Source organism: uncultured Mobiluncus sp. (genome assembly GCF_947254095.1).
Lineage (GTDB): Bacteria > Actinomycetota > Actinomycetes > Actinomycetales > Actinomycetaceae > Mobiluncus.
In genome coordinates, this window is sequence record NZ_CAMYBV010000017.1 from 21560 (window position 1) to 40755 (window position 19196).

18 protein-coding genes are annotated in these 19196 nt (G+C 57.1%); 14 read left to right on the forward strand and 4 right to left on the reverse strand.

Annotation, left to right across the window (positions count from 1 at the left end; translation table 11 throughout):
- Window positions 1–64 precede the first annotated feature (64 nt).
- The 7 genes from argJ (at window position 65) to Q0X47_RS06755 (ending at window position 7204) form a co-directional block, all read left to right on the forward strand.
- Entirely contained in the window at window positions 65–1228 is a 1164-nt protein-coding gene (gene argJ / locus Q0X47_RS06725; RefSeq protein ID WP_297724146.1) for a bifunctional glutamate N-acetyltransferase/amino-acid acetyltransferase ArgJ, read from the forward strand.
- Window positions 1229–1295: 67 nt separating this feature from the next.
- The gene (gene argB / locus Q0X47_RS06730) at window positions 1296–2219 is read left to right on the forward strand and encodes an acetylglutamate kinase (RefSeq protein ID WP_297724148.1); all 924 of its coding nucleotides are present in this window, start codon (window positions 1296–1298) and stop codon (window positions 2217–2219) included.
- 44 nt (window positions 2220–2263) lie between these two features.
- Window positions 2264–3514: an acetylornithine transaminase gene (locus Q0X47_RS06735; RefSeq protein WP_297724150.1), complete on the forward strand. Its 1251-nt coding sequence runs from the start codon at window positions 2264–2266 to the stop codon at window positions 3512–3514.
- Window positions 3507–3998, forward strand: coding sequence for an arginine repressor (locus tag Q0X47_RS06740; RefSeq protein ID WP_297724152.1), 492 nt, complete (start codon window positions 3507–3509; stop codon window positions 3996–3998). Before Q0X47_RS06735 ends, Q0X47_RS06740 begins: the two co-directional genes overlap by 8 nt.
- 84 nt (window positions 3999–4082) lie before the next feature.
- Complete coding sequence (locus tag Q0X47_RS06745; RefSeq protein WP_297724154.1) at window positions 4083–5315, forward strand: argininosuccinate synthase; 1233 nt, start codon at window positions 4083–4085, stop codon at window positions 5313–5315.
- Window positions 5316–5426: 111 nt separating this feature from the next.
- Complete coding sequence (argH, locus tag Q0X47_RS06750) at window positions 5427–6830, forward strand: argininosuccinate lyase (RefSeq protein ID WP_297724156.1); 1404 nt, start codon at window positions 5427–5429, stop codon at window positions 6828–6830.
- A 221-nt stretch (window positions 6831–7051) separates the two neighbouring features.
- Complete coding sequence (locus tag Q0X47_RS06755) at window positions 7052–7204, forward strand: hypothetical protein (RefSeq protein ID WP_297724158.1); 153 nt, start codon at window positions 7052–7054, stop codon at window positions 7202–7204.
- A 110-nt stretch (window positions 7205–7314) separates the two neighbouring features.
- Here the strand turns inward: Q0X47_RS06755 and msrA are convergent, their stop codons facing one another.
- On the reverse strand, window positions 7315–7935 hold the full coding sequence (msrA, locus tag Q0X47_RS06760; RefSeq protein WP_297724160.1) for a peptide-methionine (S)-S-oxide reductase MsrA: 621 nt from the start codon (window positions 7933–7935) through the stop codon (window positions 7315–7317).
- A gap of 80 nt (window positions 7936–8015) precedes the next feature.
- Between msrA and Q0X47_RS06765 the strand changes: the two genes are divergently transcribed.
- The 6 genes from Q0X47_RS06765 (at window position 8016) to Q0X47_RS06790 (ending at window position 15974) form a co-directional block, all read left to right on the forward strand.
- The gene (locus Q0X47_RS06765; protein ID WP_297724162.1) at window positions 8016–8432 is read left to right on the forward strand and encodes a (deoxy)nucleoside triphosphate pyrophosphohydrolase; all 417 of its coding nucleotides are present in this window, start codon (window positions 8016–8018) and stop codon (window positions 8430–8432) included.
- 340 nt (window positions 8433–8772) lie between these two features.
- A complete protein-coding gene (locus Q0X47_RS06770) occupies window positions 8773–10725 on the forward strand; it encodes an OPT family oligopeptide transporter (protein ID WP_367178289.1) in 1953 nt (650 codons plus the stop codon).
- A gap of 41 nt (window positions 10726–10766) precedes the next feature.
- Window positions 10767–11255, forward strand: a complete 489-nt coding sequence (locus tag Q0X47_RS06775) for a carboxymuconolactone decarboxylase family protein (RefSeq protein WP_297724166.1) — start codon at window positions 10767–10769, stop codon at window positions 11253–11255.
- 110 nt (window positions 11256–11365) lie between these two features.
- Window positions 11366–12814, forward strand: a complete 1449-nt coding sequence (locus Q0X47_RS06780; protein ID WP_297724168.1) for a sodium:alanine symporter family protein — start codon at window positions 11366–11368, stop codon at window positions 12812–12814.
- Between the two features lie 165 nt (window positions 12815–12979).
- Window positions 12980–14242 (forward strand): tyrosine--tRNA ligase, encoded by a 1263-nt coding sequence (gene tyrS / locus Q0X47_RS06785; RefSeq protein WP_297724170.1) that lies wholly within the window; start codon window positions 12980–12982, stop codon window positions 14240–14242.
- A gap of 112 nt (window positions 14243–14354) precedes the next feature.
- A complete protein-coding gene (locus Q0X47_RS06790) occupies window positions 14355–15974 on the forward strand; it encodes a succinic semialdehyde dehydrogenase (protein WP_297724172.1) in 1620 nt (539 codons plus the stop codon).
- 90 nt (window positions 15975–16064) lie between these two features.
- On the opposite strand, the gene Q0X47_RS06795 is transcribed toward Q0X47_RS06790, so the two are convergent.
- The 3 genes from Q0X47_RS06795 to Q0X47_RS06805 are packed head-to-tail and all read right to left on the reverse strand — an operon-like array spanning window position 16065 to window position 18067.
- The gene (locus Q0X47_RS06795) at window positions 16065–16706 is read right to left on the reverse strand and encodes a dihydrofolate reductase (RefSeq protein ID WP_297724174.1); all 642 of its coding nucleotides are present in this window, start codon (window positions 16704–16706) and stop codon (window positions 16065–16067) included.
- Window positions 16707–16719: 13 nt separating this feature from the next.
- Window positions 16720–17520 carry a thymidylate synthase gene (locus tag Q0X47_RS06800; RefSeq protein ID WP_297724176.1) on the reverse strand — a complete coding sequence of 267 codons (801 nt, stop codon included), beginning with the start codon at window positions 17518–17520 and terminating at the stop codon, window positions 16720–16722.
- Window positions 17521–17575: 55 nt separating this feature from the next.
- A complete protein-coding gene (locus Q0X47_RS06805) occupies window positions 17576–18067 on the reverse strand; it encodes a DUF2505 domain-containing protein (RefSeq protein WP_297724178.1) in 492 nt (163 codons plus the stop codon).
- A gap of 84 nt (window positions 18068–18151) precedes the next feature.
- On the opposite strand from Q0X47_RS06805, the gene Q0X47_RS06810 reads away from it, so the two are divergent.
- The coding region (locus Q0X47_RS06810) for a sensor histidine kinase (RefSeq protein WP_297724180.1) at window positions 18152–19196 on the forward strand (1045 nt) is incomplete at its 3' end.

The window sequence follows — 19196 nt, forward strand, 5'->3', positions numbered from 1 at the left end:
TTATACAGGATAGCTTATATTTATAAAAACTGTTTTGGAAACAGTTTTATGCAGGAGGTAGGAAGTGAGCGTTACTTATCCCCGTGGCTTCAAAGCCGCCGGTGCCCATGTGGGGCTGCGCGGCAAGCTGCATCCGGATATGGCCATCGTGAGGAATCTGGGCCCAGACTCTACCGTGGCGGGAGTTTTTACTTCCAATCGTGTTTTTGCCGCTCCGGTGGGCTGGGACCGGAAAGTCGTTGCGGGTGGCCAGGCCCAAGCCGTGGTCATCAACTCGGCAGTAGCCAACGCCTGCACCGGTGCACAGGGGGATCGGGACACCGCTGCGATGGCAGCGCATCTGGGTCAGGTCCTGGGCGTGGCTGAAAACGAATGTCTGGTGTGCTCCACCGGAATCATCGGACGCGCTTTAGATATGCCGAAAATGACCGCCGGCATTGATACAGTCGCCGCCAAACTGCGTGCGGACGGGGGCGACGAGGCGGCCGAAGCTATCCTCACTACCGATACGAAGTCGAAAACGGCCACCCACGAAAGTCCTTCCGGTTGGAAAATCGGCGGTATGGCGAAAGGCGCCGGAATGCTGGCCCCTGCCTTGGCGACCATGATTGTGGTCATCACCACCGACGCGGTTTGGGACGGTGCCACCCTACAGACGATGCTGTCCGACACAGTTGAGAAAACGTTCAACCGCCTCGACTCGGACGGCTGTATGTCCACCAACGACACCGTGTTGCTGCTGGCATCCGGCGCATCCGGGGTCGAGCCTGACCCGGACGAGTTCGCCGCCGGCCTTTTGCAAGTCTGCAAAAGCCTAGCCCTGCAGCTGTTGGGAGACGCCGAGGGAGCTCATCACGATATTGAAATTCGGGTGACCGGGGCTGCCAGCGAAGCGGGTGCTCTCGAGGCCGCCCGAACGATTTCGCGGTCCAACCTGGTGAAAACCGCCGTGTACGGCAATGACCCGAACTGGGGGCGTATCCTGTCCCAGCTGGGCACGGTGCCGGAAGACGTCCTGCCGTTCGACCCGGCTCATGTCGATGTTTCCATTAACGGCGTAAAAGTTTGTAAAGACGGGGGGATAGGTGAGGATCCCTACCTGGCTGATATGAGTCCGCGAGAATGCCACATCCTGGTCGAGCTGCACGCCGGTCAGGAAGAGGCCCACCTGTGGACCAGTGACTTGACCCACGAATACGTGCATATCAACGGGGATTACACCACGTAAACAAACCTAGCGGGGAAAATCCCCAGCTCGGAACGCGCTACAGGACCAAAAAGATGGAAGGAATGCGATGATCACGCCGATACAGAAGACCGAAGTGCTGCTGGAGGCCATGCCGTGGCTACGCAGCTACCGCGGCGCTACTGTCGTCATCAAATATGGTGGCAACGCGATGGTCAACGAGGATTTGCGTCGCGCATTCGCCGCCGATATTCAGTTCCTGCACCAGGTCGGTTTGCGCACAGTCGTGGTACACGGCGGTGGCCCGCAGATTACCGAAATGCTGGACCGTCTGGGCTTGGAGGCGCCTTTCATCAACGGCTACCGGGTGACGACCCCGGAAGTTATGGAAGTCGTGCGCATGGTTCTCACCGGCAAGGTTCAGCGTGAGCTCGTGGGCTTGCTGAACGTGGAAGAATCTCTGGCAATTGGTCTCACCGGTGAGGACGCCGGCCTGTTTGGAGCGCGGAAACGCCAATGCGAACCGGGCAGCGACCTGGGACTGGTCGGGGACATCGTCAATGTTCATCCCCGCGCAGTCGTGGATCTGCTGGAGCGCGGCAACATTCCGGTCATTTCCTCCATCGCGCCTTCCGTTGACGACCCCAACATCGTGCTGAATGTCAACGCCGACGCGGTCGCGGCGGCCCTAGCTATCGGCTTAAAGGCACGCAAGCTCATTATCCTCACTGATGTCGAGGGACTTTATCGGGACATTGACAACCCGGCATCCCTCATCAGGTTCTTGACCGCTGGCGAATTGGCACGCATGCTACCAACCATTAAATCTGGAATGGTACCCAAAATGCAGGCCTGTCTCGACGCCGTGCAGGGCGGTGTGTCCCGCGCGACAATCATCGACGGACGCCTAGCTCACTCCATGCTCCTCGAAATCGTGACTGACCAAGGCACCGGTACCGAAGTCATACCCGACAATGTCCGTCCGCTCCGCCCTCATGACGGCGAGCCTCTGCCCACGATACAGTTCCGCTGAGCCTTGTCCCATACCTCTGAACCAGCCTAGTGAAAGAAGCAAAAATGGACGTCAAAGAGTGGATTTCGCGCTACGAAAACTCGATAATGAATACTTTTGGGACACCAAAGACCGTGTTGACCCGCGGGGCGGGCTGCTTTGTGTGGGACGAGGACGGCCATCAATACCTCGACTTGTTGGGCGGTATCGCGGTCAACGCCCTGGGGCACGGACACCCGAATATCGTCACCGCTTTGCACGAACAGGTCGAAACGTTAGGCCACGTCAGTAACTATTTTGCGACCCAGCCTCAGATTGAGGCCGCAGAACGGATTTTGTCCATCATTGAACCTGGCGGAGCTCCGCAAGGCTCGCGAGTCTTCTTTACCAACTCTGGTACCGAAGCGCTGGAGGCGGCGTTTAAGTTGGCGCGGGCTCGCGGGGGAGCCGCGCGCAGCAGGTTCCTCGCGCTGGAAAACTCTTTCCACGGCCGTACCATGGGGGCACTGTCGCTGACCTACAAATCGATTTTTCGTGATCCGTTCCTGCCGATGCCCGCCGAAGTCGATTTCCTGCCCTACAACATCGCTGCTTTGGAGCGTGCCTTTGACGGTGAGCGAGGAGAGTCCATCGCGGCTCTGTTCATCGAGCCGATTCAAGGCGAAGCCGGGGTGCGTCCGATTTCTGACGACTTCCTCAAGGTGGCGCGCGAAGTGACGGCACGCGCTGGCGCCCTGCTGGTTTTGGACGAAGTCCAAACCGGCATGGGACGGACAGGAACCTGGATGGCTCACCATACGGCGGGAATCGTTCCGGACGTGGTGACATTGGCAAAAGGGCTGGGCGCCGGGTTCCCGGTCGGAGCTTGCGTGGCCCTCAATGCCGAAGCGGCAAGCGTGTTAAAGCCGGGGATGCACGGCTCCACTTTTGCGGGGAATCCGCTGGCGGGAGCCTCGGTGCTGGCGATGATTAACACGGTTGAAGAGGAAGGCTTGCTGTCTAACGTCCAAAACGTGGGGGACATCTGGAAACGCGAGATTCTCGAACTGGAGCACCCCCTCATTAGTGAAGTCCGCGGGCGCGGCTTGCTGCTGGGAATCGGTTTGCGTAATCCTTTGGCCAAACCGCTGGCTGATGAGCTTTTCAAAGCGGGATTCATCGTCAATGCCCCGGATACCTTCACGATTCGGCTGGCACCGCCGCTCATCATCAACCCTTCTCAGACCCGGATGTTTACCCAAGCGCTACCGGAAATCCTTGACCGGGTGCAACACCAGGCAGACCAAGAGATTCGGCTGGGAGGCTCGCGTGTCTGAAAACCTGGTAGTGCAATCCAAAATTTCCCGCCATAGCGCCATTTCGCGCCTCTTGGCGGAAAATGTGGTGCGCTCTCAAGGGGCTTTGCAGATTTTGCTGGAAAACGCCGGATTCTCGGTCACACAAGCGACGCTGTCGCGGGACCTGGAGGAACTGGCGGCTACCAAAGTGCGCGATGAGAAAGGGGAGCTACGCTACGTTTTGGGCGGCGTGCGCACTGCCGCAGATATGCCGTTGCAGCTGCCGGGAACGTTGGAACGTTGGTGTGCCCCACTTTTGATTCAGGCCACTCAGGCCATGAATCAGGTGGTGCTGCGCACTCCGCCAGCCACAGCCGGCACTCTGGCGTCGGTCATTGACAAAGAAAATCTGGAACACGTGTTGGGTTGCCTAGCGGGGGACAATACCATTTTGGTCGTCTGCGACAGTGTGGAATCTGCCAAAGAACTGCGCGATAAGCTGCGAGGCCTGGCCAAGCGCTAGACCTACACTATATTTCCCCAGATTTAAAACCTTAAGCACACAATTTTTAGACCTATTTATCAAAAATGAGAAAGAGAGAAAACAATGACTGAACGGGTAGTGCTGGCTTATTCCGGCGGTTTGGACACTTCGGTGGCTATCGGCTGGATGAAAGACAAGCTCGGTGTAGACACGATTGCGGTGTCGGTGGATGTGGGCCAAGGCGGCGAGGATATGGATGTGATTCGCCAGCGCGCTCTTGACTGCGGGGCAGTGGAAGCCTACATCGCCGATGCCAAAGACGAGTTCGCCACCGAATACTGTATGCCCTCCCTACAAACCAACGGCCTGTACCAAGGCCAATACCCCCTGGTCTCGGCGCTGTCCCGCCCACTCATCGCCAAACACCTGGTGATGGCGGCTAAACAGTTCGGTGCCACCACCATGGCTCACGGCTGCACCGGAAAGGGCAATGATCAGGTCCGTTTCGAGGTGTCATTTACCTCGCTGGCGCCGGACTTGAAATGCGTGTCGCCGATTCGTGATTTGTCCCTGCAGCGCGACGTGTCGATTGCTTACGCAGAGGAACACCACCTACCCATCGAGGCGACGAAACATAACCCCTTCTCGATTGACCAAAACTTGTGGGGCAGGGCTATTGAAACCGGCTTCTTAGAGGACCTGTGGAACGCCCCCACCAAAGATGTGTACAACTACACTGATGATCCGGCATTTGCAGGAATTCCCGATGAAGTGGTCATCACCTTTGAAAAGGGCATTCCTGTCGCGATTGACGGGGTAAAAATGACTCCGCTGCAGGTCATTCAAGAGATGAACCGGCGTGCCGGTGCCCAGGGGATTGGGCGTATCGATGTGGTGGAGGACCGCCTCATTGGGATTAAATCGCGCGAAATCTATGAAGCCCCCGGTGCGATGGCACTGATTACCGCCCACCAAGCCCTGGAAGCCGTGACCCTGGAGCGGATGCAGCTGCGTTACAAGCGCCAGATGGTCGAGCCGGCGTGGTCCGATTTGGTTTACGAGGCCCAATGGAATTCGCCTCTCAAGAAATCCTTGGACGCCTTTGTGGCACACACTCAGGAATACGTGTCCGGCGATATTCGGATGGTCATGCACGCCGGGCGGGCGGTGGTCAACGGACGCCGTTCCGAGGCTTCCCTCTACGATTTCAAACTGGCGACCTACGATTCGGGGGATTCATTTAACCAAGACGCGGCGCGCGGTTTCATTGAACTGTACGGGATGCAGTCCAAGCTGGCCGCGGCGCGTGACGTCAGGTATGGCAAGGGCATTACGCTGCAAGCCTCGCACCTCTAAAGGTCAGCGTCCGGGCTTTTCGAGTCGCAGCCTCTCCACAGTTCCCCGGCAGCCGAGCCACTCGGTTTGGCTGCCGGTGGTACTGTGGCGTTGAGAGAATAAGGAGCAAACATGAGTGAAAAGTTGGCCCTGTGGGGCGGCAGATTCCAGGGCGGACCTGCCCAAGCGTTGGCGGCACTGTCGGTGTCGACCCAGTTTGATTGGCGTTTAGCCGATTACGACTTACATGGCTCTTTGGCTCATGCCCAGGCGCTGCGGACGGCGGGTCTGTTGACCGAGTCGGAATACGCCGACTTGAGCGACGCCCTGCGCCGTCTGCGGGCGGATGTGGCTGACGGAACTTTCACCTTTTCTCCCGATGACGAGGACGTTCATACCGCCCTGGAACGCGGATTGCTGCAAGAGAACTACGCCGGACCGCAACTGGGCGGAAAACTGCGGGCGGGACGCTCCCGCAATGACCAGATTGCCACCCTGGTGCGGATGTACCTGCGCGACGCTGCCACCCATCTGCAAGGGCTGATAGCGGCGCTTTGCCAGGCGATTTTGTCCCAGGCTGACCGTGCCGGAACGCATATCATGCCCGGTCGCACGCATATGCAGCACGCTCAGCCGGTGCTGGTGGCGCATCAGCTGATGGCTCATTTTTGGCCCCAGCTGCGCAACTTGGAGCGTTTGCGGGACTGGGAGAAGCGCAATGATGCCTCCCCTTACGGGGGCGGAGCCCTGGCAGGCAATACGCTGGGGCTCGACCCAGAACTGGTGGCCCGTGAGCTGGGCTTTTCTCAGGTGTGTCCGAACTCTATTGACGCCACGGCTGCACGAGACGGGGTGGTGGAGTTTCTCTATGTCCTCACCCAGGTGGCGGTGGATATGTCGCGATTGGCAGAAGAAATCATAATATGGAACACCGCCGAGTTTGGCTACGTCACTTTGGACGATTCCTATTCGACGGGGTCCAGCATTATGCCACAAAAGAAGAACCCGGATGTGGCTGAACTGGCTCGTGGCAAGGCAGGACGTTTGCTTGGCGACTTGACGGGGCTAATGGCCACGATGAAAGGCCTGCCGCTGGCTTACGACCGGGACCTGCAGGAGGACAAAGAACCGGTGTTCGACGCTATCGACACCCTGGAAGTCCTGTTGCCGGCGGTGACCGGAATGGTGGATACCATGACCCTGCACTATGAGCGCCTGGAAATGCTGTCTATCGCCGGTTTCTCCCTGGCCACCGATGTGGCCGAATGGCTGGTGAAACGGGGTATGCCCTTCCGTCATGCGCACGAAGTGTCGGGAGCCTGTGTGGCGTTGGCAGAAGGGCGGGGCGTTGGGTTGGAGGACCTCAGTGATGCTGATTTCGCGGGTGTTGACCCACTGCTGACCCCTGAGGTTCGAGACATCCTGACTGCTGCCGGTTCGGTTCGAGCCCGCTGCGGGGTGGGCGGCACCGCTCCGGAGCGCGTGGCTGAACAGATTGCAGCGGCCCGCCAGCAGTTGCAAGCGTTCCAGCGCTAACTCTGCCCTGTCGGGGTGATACAGTGCCTCCCCGGGAGAGGCCAGCGGCGCTCTGGCTTATCGTTCACGTTGTGTAGACAAACAAAACTGTAGTGTACATAAAATGTAAATCGAGGTATAATAAAGATATCGAGCGGACATCTGTGATGGCCGGACTCGAGAGGTGGGCTCAAGGCTCACCGAGACGTGTACAGAGCGATAGCAAAGGAGGTGCAACGGATATGAGTAGCATATTGAACTGGCTAAAGACCGCCCCAAAAACTTTCACCAGCGTGAAGGTTATTTCCGGCGAGGCGCCCCAGATGTGCTCAGACACTGTGATGGCCCAGGCCTATCGAGTGAATATGGCGCATGAAATTTTGGCTGACCGTTAAGGGGGACGGAAACCAAAGACAGATAAATAGCAACGACGCAAGCGGACGAAGATGTCCGCTTTTTTGTTGCCCAAAATCCAGCATACCCGGGGCAGAAACAGCAGCGCCGGCTAGTCACTCAGCCGCGGAGCCTCGCAAACAAAGCCCTTGAACCCGTGATTGCAATAGCCGTGGGGGTGGTGAAACAGGTACGCCTGGTGATACGGCTCCGCGAGCCAAAACTCGCCGGCAGCGGCCAGGCTGAGAATCTCGGTCGTAATCGGCCCTCGACCGGCCTGGGCAAGGGTTTCTCCAAAGGTTTGCCGGGATAGCTCAGCCAGCTGGCGCTGTTGCGCAGTAGTGTAAACAATCATCGAACGGTACTGGCTGCCCCGGTCGTTGCCCTGCCGCTCGCCCTGAGTGGGGTCGTGGTTCTCCCAAAAAACTTTCAGCAGGTCTCCCGCGCTCGTGCGGGTGGGGTCGTAGACTATGCGGGTAGTTTCGGCGTGCCCAGTTTGACCTGTACAGACATCTTCATAACTGGGGTTTGGCCAGTGACCTCCCAGATAACCTACCGCCGTGTTGATAACCCCAGGCTGGTTCCAATAAATGCGTTCCACTCCCCAAAAACATCCCATCGCTACGTAAAGAACCTCGTGGGGGAGGGGCCACGGCCCGGTGAGAGAGGTTTTGAGTACGGGGTGAATATCGGTCAGGGCGGTCCCGGAATCGTTTTGAAAGCCAAAATCCATAATCCTAGTGTGACACCGTGCACCGGGATTGTCCTGGGCGGGGTTTCTCTCTCGGCTACGGAGTTATTAGACTCGAAAGTGTGTTTCAGCCGATAGTGGTCGCGGCAGCGATCGTAGACGACCTCAGCCAGCCTACGCAGGTGCTGGGGGCGCAGCGTTCTTATCCCGAACAGTGGCGGGGTTACTTTGAATTTCCCGGTGGCAAGACCGAACCCGGAGAAACTCCCGAACAGGCTCTGCGTCGGGAGTTGCGCGAAGAACTATCAGCGGAAATTATCGTGGGGGAGCGCTTGGAGGAAACCTGGCCCGCTCACGGGGGATTTCAGATGTACGTGTATCTGTGTGCTCTCGCGCCGCACAGTGTGGCACAGGTCGGAGCGGCGCATTTGTCCCTGCGTTGGGTCGACTTCCAGCATTCCGAGAGCTTGTCTTGGCTGCCCGCTGATTATCCGATTCTGGCCGCGATTACACGGCATTTTGGCATTACCCAGGACTGAACGACGCGACATTGCGCCCGCGCCGCTGCGGGTACTTCCAGGCGTGACACGAGGCTCACTCGGTTTCGAGTTTCGGGCTCACAAGGGAGCTGCGGCGGTGTGGCGCGAAAAAATGGGTTTGTCTTTTGCCGGTTCAAGCTGGGGTTTTAGGGTGACAGGCCAGGATAGTGATAGTTTAGACCCCGTGTAAAAAGCTGTTAGCCCTACCGAGGGCGGCAAAAACTGAAACGATTTGTATAGAGAAGGCGAGAAATCCTTGTCCAATCAGCCTGCGGCCGCTGCGACAAACAATGCCGGAGCCCAGTCCGCTCATCCTTACCGCGAGTTAACTTTCCGAGCCATTATTGTCGGCGGATTAATCACCCTGATTTTTACCGCCGCTAACGCGTATCTCGGGTTGAAAGTCGGCTTAACCTTTGCCACTTCCATCCCTGCTGCCGTGATTTCCATGGCTATCCTGCGGTATTTCCATGATCACACGGTCGTGGAAAACAATATCGTCCAGACCATCGCTTCGGCGGCCGGGACGCTTTCGGCCATCATTTTTGTGGTTCCCGGCCTGGTCATGGTGGGATATTGGTCTGGTTTCCCCTACTGGGAGACCACCGCCGTGTGCATGGTCGGCGGTATTCTCGGCGTGATGTATTCGATCCCGCTGCGTCGCGCCTTGGTGACCGGCTCGGACCTGCCCTATCCGGAGGGGGTAGCGGCCGCGGAAGTGTTGAAAGTGGGAGACGAAAACGGTTCTGCCGAGGAAAATCATCGCGGCTTGCTGGTGATTATCTGGGGCGGCTTGGCGTCCGCAGCAATGGCGCTACTTACGGCGTTAAAAGCCGCCGCGGGGTCCTTGAGCGTGAACTTTCGGATTGGCGCCGGGGGCACCATGATTGGTGGTTCGCTGTCTTTGGCTTTGATGGGGGTAGGGCACTTGGTCGGTCCCGCGGTCGGTATCGCGATGCTGGTCGGTTTGCTGCTTTCCTATGGGATTCTGTTGCCGATTTTGACCCAAGGTCAGGTTGCCGGTCAGGATCTCGGTGATGTGGTCAGCACGGTTTTCGCCCACGACGTGCGGATGATTGGTGCTGGAGCTATGGCGGTGGCTGCAGTATGGACTCTGCTAAAGATTATCGGCCCTATCTTGCGCGGTATCGCTGATTCCTTGAAATCCTCGAAACTGCGTGAAACCGGGAACCAGGTTCCCTTGACGGAACAGGACATTCCTTTCAAATACGTGGCTGCCATCACCTTGCTGTCCATGATTCCCATTGGCTTGCTGTTGTGGAACTTCCTGCGGGATTCGCCTATCTCGCATCATCTCGCGGCGCTCATTATCCTCAGCATTCTGTTTGTGCTGGTTCTGGGCTTGCTGATTGCCAGTATCTGCGGTTATATGGCGGGCCTGATTGGGGCCTCGAATTCTCCTATCTCTGGTGTGGGCATCATCGTGATTATTGCGGCTTCGCTGCTGATTCTGCTGGTGACCGGCAACACCAGTCAGACCCACCCCACCGAACTGACTGCTTACGCGCTGTTTACGACCGCAATCGTCTTCGGCATCGCCACCATCTCGAACGATAACCTCCAAGACCTGAAAACTGGCCAGCTGGTCGGAGCTACTCCGTGGAAACAGCAGGTGGCGCTCATCATCGGGGTTATTTTCGGCTCGGTGGTGATTCCTCCGGTCCTGCAGCTGCTGATGACCAGCTTTGGCTTCTCCGGAATGGAAGGCGTGGACGAGACTACTGCTCTGCAAGCTCCACAAGCGACCCTGCTGTCCACCATTGCCAAGGGAATTTTTGGCGGGGACATGAACTGGCAGCTGTTCGGTTTGGGGGCTTTGATTGGTGTCGTCATCGTCATCGTTGATGAAATCATGGGTCGCGTCAGTCGTTTCAACCTGGCTCCGCTCGCCGTGGGCATGGGCATGTACCTAAACATCACGACCACCCTGGTCATCTCTCTGGGCGCCCTGGTGGGCTGGATTTACAACCGTTGGGCGCAACGCCAAGAAAAGGCGGAACAGTCCAAGCGTCTCGGGGTGCTGCTGGCTACCGGCATGATCGTGGGTGATTCACTGTTCGGAATCCTCAACGCCGGCATCATCGGAGCCACCAGCAACGCTGATGCCTTGGGAATCATTCCTGATTCTTTTGCGCCGGTCGCAAAAGTCGTGGGAGTGGTGGTTTTTGTTGGTTTGCTGGCCGTTACCTACCGCTGGGTCATGAAGAAATCCGGCGAGTCCACGCTGACACCAGCCTCAGAAATCAACGATTCTTCCACGGATAAAGCCTAAACGACCCGGTCCGGGTGGGTTCACGGAAAGGAACAGACTCAGTGACAGAAACATCCGCTAGGAGAGTACCGTACTTGGATAAAGCCTTTCCTGAAGTCGCTGCTGCCATGGAGGAAGTGACTCGCAGGCTCAAGCCCGTTTACGAGCAGGTCGGTCTACCGGCTAGTCTGATTGAACTCGTTTGTCTACGCGCCAGTCAGATGAATAGGTGTGGAACTTGCCTTTCTGTACATGTGCCGCGGGCGCTAAAAGCCGGCGTATCTCAACTCCAGATTGATGTGTTGCCCAGTTGGAGGGAAGACACGGAATTGTTCACCCCTCAAGAAAAGGCCGCACTGGAGCTGACTGAGCACATAACCAAACTCCCCGAAGGAGTGCGCAACTCCAGCGTGGGGGAGCGCGCGCAGACATTCTTTACCGAAGCTCAGGTGGCTGCTCTCGAATGGTGCGCCATCATGATTAATGCCAATAACCGGATTTCAATTGCTTCGCATCACCCGATTCACAAGTATCTGCAAGCGACCAGTTAAGAGAAAAAATGCCGCCATTTCCAGCAATAGTCCCGGTGAAGCCCGAGGAGCTTTCACCTTTCGAAAAATTTAATCAACTTGTAGCCAATGCTCTCGGTACCGTCTACGGCATGAGCGTTGGCTATGTGTTGATTGTGGTACTGCTCGGCTTCGGAATCTACGCGACAATTCGCACCGGTGCTGTCCAGTTCACCATGTTTTCTAAAATGTGGAAGACCGTCATGGGCTCTCGGAAAGGCTCCCATGGAGGCATCAGTTCTTTCCAGGCTTTTGCGGTGGGTTTGGCTGACCGTGTCGGCACCGGCAACATTGCTGGGGTGGCCATCGCGATTACCCTGGGCGGTGCCGGTTCCATCTTTTGGATGTGGATTGTGGCTCTGGTCGGGATGGCGAGCGCTTTCATTGAGGCGACCTTGGCGCAGTTGTTCAAGGTTCGCAATCCCGACGGAACTTTCCGTGGCGGCCCGGCTTTCTATATTGAGCGCGGTCTCGGTTCGCGTGCCTGGGGTTCGGTCTTTGCGGTTTTGCTCATTTTCACCTACGCTTTCACTTTCCAGCTGATTCAGGCCAATACCCTGGCTGGCTTGGCGAAGGCGAACTTCGGAATGCCTACCTACGCCACCGGGCTGTTGCTGGTAGCCATCACCGCGCCTTTCTTTATTGCCGGGATTCGTTCGGTGGCGCGTATCGCTGAATATCTGGCGCCGCTGATGGCAGTTATTTACATGACGTTGGCTTTGATTGTCATTATCGAGAATATTGGCCAACTCGGTGCGGTTTTCGCCATGATCTTCCAGGGTGCTTTCGGCGTGAACTCGGTAGCAGGCGGAACTTTAGGCGGGCTGTTTGCAGCTTTGATGAACGGCACGAAGCGTGGTTTGTTCTCAAACGAAGCCGGTATGGGGTCTGCCCCGAACGCGGCTGCGACCGCCACCGTGTCCCACCCGGTCAAGCAGGGAATGATTCAGTCCCTCGGTGTGTTCGTGGACACCATTCTGGTTTGCAGCGCTACCGCTTTTATCGTGCTGCTCGGAGGAGTCTACGATCCGAACGCGGCTGAACAGCCCTCTGACGGCGCGGCCCTCACGGTTGATTCTCTGGCTGCGATGGGTCCCTGGACTAAACCGATTATCCTCATCGTTATCTTTATGTTCGTTTACTCGACTTTGCTGGGTAACTTTAGCTATTCCGAAGGCAACATCAAATACCTTTTGGGTATCGAAAATAACGCTTGGATTGTCAAGGCGATTTCCATCATCGCGGTGTTCCTGGGCTCAGTGCTCTCCTTGGAAATGGTGTGGAACTTGGGCGACTGGACCGCGGCGTTGATGGCCATCATGAACTTGGTGGCTTGTACCCTGCTGTTCAAGTGGGCTCTGGGTGCTCTCAAGGATTACCAGCACCAACTGAAAACTAAGAGCGAGGACGAAATCCGGTTCTGTTCTAGTGACAATGAGTTCCTTCCCGGCGAGCTGCCCACCGATATTTGGACGAAAGAAGCTATCGTGCAGGGACGCAACATTTCCAGTGACCCCACTTCCTGGGAACACGGAGACTAATCTCAATGATTAGTTGACCCCAGGAACCGTGATGTTCCTGGGGTCAGCTGTATCCCCCGAGCTTGTGCGTCGAACCGTCCCCCGGCCTTTTTGTGTGCGCGGCAAACCCGGTAGCATAGAGGGGCGTGAAAACGCGATGACAACGAACTATTGAAGGAAGTAAACGTGAGCGATCTGATTGACGAACTGACTTGGCGGGGCCTGATAAAGCAACACACCGATTTGGATGCGTTGCGCCGGGCTTTGAACGAAGGTCCGCTCACGTTCTATTGCGGCTTCGACCCGACTGCGGCCTCCCTGCATCACGGACACCTGGTACAGCTCATCATGATGCGCCATCTGCAGCTGGCGGGACATCATCCCATCGCCTTGGTTGGGGGTGCGACCGGTTTGATTGGCGACCCGCGCATGACTTCGGAACGCCAGTTGCAGGATAAGGAAACGGTGGCGGGCTGGGCGGACCGTCTGCAGCACCAAATCGAGCGTTTCCTCGATTTCGAGGGGGACAATCCGGCGCGAATGGTCAACAACTTGGAGTGGACCGCGCCCCTGTCCGCGATTGATTTGCTGCGTGACCTAGGTAAGAACTTCCGGATGGGCACCATGCTGTCCAAGGACGCGGTGGCGCGGCGGCTCAAGAGCGAAGAAGGCATTTCTTTTACAGAATTTTCTTACCAAATCCTGCAAGCTAATGATTATCTGCAGCTGTACCGCAAGTACGGTGTCACCTTGGAAACCGGGGGCAATGACCAGTGGGGCAACCTGGTTGGCGGCATGGATCTGATTCGCAAGATTGAAGGCAAAGATGTTCACGTGATGACCACGCCTTTGATTACCAAGTCTGACGGCACCAAGTTCGGCAAATCCGAAGGCGGCGCGATTTGGCTTGATCCGGAAATGTTCAGCCCCTACGCGTTCTACCAGTTCTGGTTGAACACCGAGGATGCCGATGTGGTCAACCTGCTGAAAGTCTTTACTTTCCTGAGCCGCGAGGAAATCGAGGCGTTGGAAACCGAAACGAAGCTAAACCCGGGGAAGCGTGCCGCCCAACGGGCTTTGGCCGAAGCCGTAACCACCCTGGTGCATGGGGCGGATGAGACCGAGCGGGTGAAAGCCGCTTCGACGGCATTGTTCGGACGTGGCGACTTGCGTGAGGTAGACGGGAAAACCCTGGTAGCAGCCACTGCGGACCTGCCGCGCACCCAAGCCGTGCTGGGCGAAACCAATATTTTGCACCTGCTGGTGGACTCGGGATTGGAAAAGGGTATTGGGGCGGCAAAACGTACTGTCGCCTCTGGGGGCGCGTACCTGAATAATGAAAAAGTCGAGGACGAAAGCCGAGTCGTCACCGCTGCTGATGTGCTGCCCGGCGGGGTCGTCTTGTTCCGGAAGGGCAAACGGCAGCTCGGCGTAGCCGTTACCGAATGAAGGTAACGCAGACATTTTCCAATTCCGCGTTCACCTTTCGTAGATAGGCAATCTGTCCTAAAATGGGTTTAAATCCCAGTGGTGTGATACTGAACTGTCAAAGGAGACTGTAATGTCCGATACGGTAACAAAGACGATTTACCCTTCTGCCCAGGCCGAAGCCCAAGCACATCAGATGCACCAGCGCTGTGAGGCTTCTTTCCGCAGCTTGGTGCCAAACCTGGAGCGTACGGTGGGGCTGCCGGAAGGTCGTCCGTTACGGGCTGTACAGTCGCCGTTTACCGGCATTGATGCTTTCGGGGTTCCCCAAGCCACCCTGGCAGACTTGGACCAAGCCATAGTGCGTGCTCGCAGTGCGGGGCGGCGCTGGGGCAAGGCTCCCGCCGCCACCCGGGCGCAGTTTTTGTACAGACTTCATGACTTGCTGTGGCAGCACATGGACGAAATCCTCGACGTGATTCAGTGGGAAACCGGCAAGTCCCGCTACCACGCTTATGACGAAATCCAGGATATTGCCCTGAACTGCCGCTACTATGCGCGCACCCTGTCTCATGCGGTTCGTGATGAGCGCCGTCGCGGGGCGTTTCCCGGCGTGACGCGTACTTTCGTAATGTATGAGCCCAAGGGTGTTGTGGGGGTAATTGCGCCGTGGAACTACCCACTGTCGATGGGGATTACGGACGCTATCGCGGCTCTGGCGGCTGGTAATGCCATCGTGACCAAGCCTGATTCCAACACCCCGTTGTCAGTGGTGGTCGGCAAAGCCCTGATGGTAAAGGCCGGTCTGGACCCCGATTTGTTCATTTTGGTGCCCGGACGTGGCTCTGAGCTGGGGACTCCGCTCATTCAACAAGTCGATTTCATGATGTTTACCGGTTCGACCGCCACGGGTCGGATTATTGCCAAGCAATCGGGGGAAAACCTGATTGGGGTTTCGGCTGAACTCGGCGGCAAGAACCCGATGATAGTGCTGGAGGACGCGCGAGTCGACGATGCGGTGGCAGGCCTGGTACGGTCCGCCTACGCCAACACTGGCCAGCTTTGCGTTTCGATTGAGCGTCTCTATGTCCAAGACTCGATTTACGACGAGTTCAAAGCCAAGCTCATCAAACGTATCAACGATATGAAGATTGCGGTTTCCTTTGATTGGGAGGCCGATATGGGGGTCTTAGTTTCAGACCACCAGCTCGAAACGATTGATACCCAAGTTCAGGACGCTCTGAGCAAGGGCGCGGTAGCTCTGGCCGGCGGCCACGCACTGCCCGAAATTAGCTACACCGCCTATGCCCCCACCCTTCTGGAAGGTGTCGAGGAAGGAATGACCCTGTACGACCATGAGACTTTTGGTCCCGTGGTGTCGCTGTATCGTTTCCACACCGATGAACAGGCAATCGCCCTGGCTAATGACACGAATTACGGTTTGAATGCCTCGGTTTGGGGCAAACCGGCTCACGCTGTGGCAGTAGCTCGCCGGATTGAGGCCGGCACGGTCAATGTCAACGAGGGATTCACCGCTGCCTGGGGTTCCACCGATGCTCCTATGGGTGGCTGGAAAGATTCCGGTCTGGGCCGTCGCCACGGGATTGAGGGCATCCATAAATACATGGAATCTCGCACCATCGCGGTGCAAAACCGCGCGGTGCCGATTGCGCCGGTTATGGGCTTGAGCCAGGCACAATACGTCAAGGTCTTAAAATTCGCCCTGAAAGCTATGCGGCGGCTGCATCTCTAGGGACGCATTTTCGTCTTTACGGCGGGTTCGGAATCGTCCCGAAGTAACGTTCGGCGTGACCGGACCCGCCGATTTGTGCGAACGAAGGCTTTAGCGGGGAATGTAGTAGCGTACCCGCCAGGCGGCGTCTCCGGACTTCGGGCGCCAGTTTTCGTCCGAACGGGTCAGGTCCAGTTGCCAGCGAACCGGGTCGACGACCGGGGCGTAAGCCACCGTGCTCATGGGGGGCACAATAGCGGTCATGTCCAGTTGGGTGACCACCAGCAAATCCGCCAGTCCCAGCTCCATGACTTCGCGATACACTTTCGCTCCGCCGGTAATCCACACCTGGGGGGTGTTGGCGCAAAGTTCCAGAGCCTCCGTAAGGCTGTGCGCGACCTCAACATCGGGGGCAGCGAACTCGCGAGACCCGGTAAGCACGATATTGCGCCGACCGGGCAAAGCCTGTCCCAGAGAGAGGAATGAGGCGCGTCCCATAATTACCGGACTGCCCATGGTAGTGTCTTTGAAATGTTTGAAGTCAGCGGGGACGTGCCACAGCATCTTGCCGCCGGCCCCCAACACTTGTGCCTTGTCCTCGGCCCAAATCATTCCCAGCACACCGATGCCGTGTCCGGCGCGTGACCCCGACGGGGAACCCTCCGGGGTGGGTGCCGAGTCAGGAGAGACGGGCGGAGTCCATCCGTAGGGGTTGTACACCGGTTTATTTGCGCCAGGGTTTAAGCCGACCATGCTGCCTCTCACTTCAGACCGCTACGGGAGCGGAAATCTTTGGGTGGTGTTGATAATTCGCCAGACGAATCATGTCAAAAGTGTAGCCGTCAATGGAGTCGGCTTTATCCAGTTCCAGAGTGGGGAAGGGGTACGGCTCACGAGACAGCTGCTGGGTGACTTGGTCCACGTGGTTGGAATAAATGTGGCAGTCTCCGCCGGTCCACACGAGTTCGCCGACCTGTAAATCAGACTGTTGAGCCAGCATATGGGTCAGCAAGGCATAGGAGGCGATGTTGAAAGGCACCCCCAGGAACATATCCGCCGAACGCTGATAGATCTGCAGGGAGAGCCGACCTTGCCCGACCCAGCATTGAAAGAAAGCATGGCAGGGAGCCAGCGCCATCCGATTCAGGTCCGAAACGTTCCAAGCCGACACCAGCATCCGCCGGGAAGAAGGGTCGTTTTGCAAGGTATCGAGCAGGTTTTTCACCTGATCCACCGGACCGGCCGCAGTGGGCCAGGCACGCCACTGGTGGCCGTAGATGGGACCCAAATCGCCGGATTCGTCCGCCCACTCGTCCCAGATATGGATATTGTTTTCCTTTAGCCAGTGGTTATTCGTTCCCCCCTGCAAGAACCACAGCAGCTCGCCGACCACACCGTGCCAGTACAGGCTCTTGGTGGTGATGGCGGGAAAACCTTGCGAGAGGTCGTAGCGCAGCTGACGTCCAAAAATTGAGCGGGTTCCCGTTCTGGTACGGTCGGCTTTTTCCACGCCATGAGACATAATGTCGGCTAGCAAGTCCTCGTATTGGTGGTCGGTGATGGTCATATCTTCCCTTCTTAGACGCGCTGAAGGTGGTATAGAACCACTGTATCAGGGACGCTTACAGCAAAAATTCGTCTGCTCTGGTGGTCTCTTTGGCGAAAGCGTTTTTAATGGTCTTTATCACGGCTCGCTCGACCCCCTCCGCAAAAAAAGGAATTGCGCAGGTAACTTCGCCCTCCAGCGTAACCTCGGTGCCGGACTCAGAAATCGGCTCAGATCTCGCCGCCATAGTGGTCGAAAACTTTACCGGAACACCCGCCATCGAGCCGCTCATAGTGCCGTTCTCAACCCACCCGGACTGATCCAAATCCCAGACTTCCACCACTTTTAGGTTCAGCCCGGAATTGAGCTTGGTGGCCAGCTGGTCTAGGTATTCAGTAGAGATCGATACGGTGGAAGACACCCGGATGCGGTTATCGACCAGACTCAAATCGACTTGAGCGTCATTATCAAAATCGGCCCAGCGTTTCTTGTAGTATTCCTGGTTTTTCAACATCGCGGTGACCTGGGCGCGAGAACCGGGATAAACCAGGGTCTGGGTAAATTTCATGTCGGGTTTCTCCTGAAGTTTCAATTACCTCTATATTCTAAATGCAGGTTGCTCAAAACACAGCCCAACGCATAACCTGAGAGGGTGTCCACGTTTAAACGCTCCCTGGGGGAACCACCGTTCCAGGAATTACCCGAAGAAGCAGTAGAACAGCTGTATCGTTTGGTGTCAGACTGGCAGATTATCTCTGACCTTTCCCAAGCTGATTTGTTGCTGTGGTTGCCCAACCGTTACGACGGCATGTCTTGCGCGGCACACTGTCGTCCGGCCACGGGTCCGACGGTGCACCTCGATGATGTCATTGGGCTGAACTTGCCTGCCACCCGTCTGTCCCTGCTGGAACAGGTCCTGTTAAAAGGGGAAATTATTGAGAACCCCGTACACCGCTGGACGGGGATGAATACGGTATCTGAAGTGCTGGTGCCCGTGCCTTTTGCAGGACGAAACATCGGGGTCTTGGCGATTGAAACCAACCTGGCTTTCCAGGTCGGTGAGATTGGCGGCGAGGGTTGGTTCAAAGCGGTTTCCCGAACCCTGTGGAAGATGGTGGCGGCCGGAGATTTTCCTTTCGAGGTCACCCCGACCACCGGCAAACACGGCAATCCCCGGGTGGCCGATGGGGCGCTGATGCTGGATAGCGAGGGGGTGGTAGAGCATTGCTCACCAAACGGGATTTCTGCTTTTAAACGGCTGGGGTTTAACAACCAGCTTTATGGCGCGAAACTTAGCGACTCCGTCTTGCCGCTGCTGGAAAAAGGCAACGTTATCGATGAGGATTTGTCTACGGTGCTGTGGGGACGCTCCTCGGCTCTGGCCGAGATTGACGTGCGCGGAGTGGATTTGACCATCCGTTCGCTACCGCTGGTCGAGGAAGGGGAGCGGATTGGGGCTCTGCTGCTGTGCCGCGACGTGACCGAAAAACGCCATCGCGAAAAGGAACTGTTGAGCAAAGATGCCACCATCCGCGAAGTACATCACCGGGTGAAAAACAACCTCCAAACGGTTAGCGCCCTGCTGCGCCTGCAAGCTCGTCGTTCGGATAACACGGTGGTTCAAGAGGCGCTGTCGCAGGCAGAACGGCGAATTTCGATTATCGCGATGGTGCACGAGGCGCTGTCGCATACGGTTG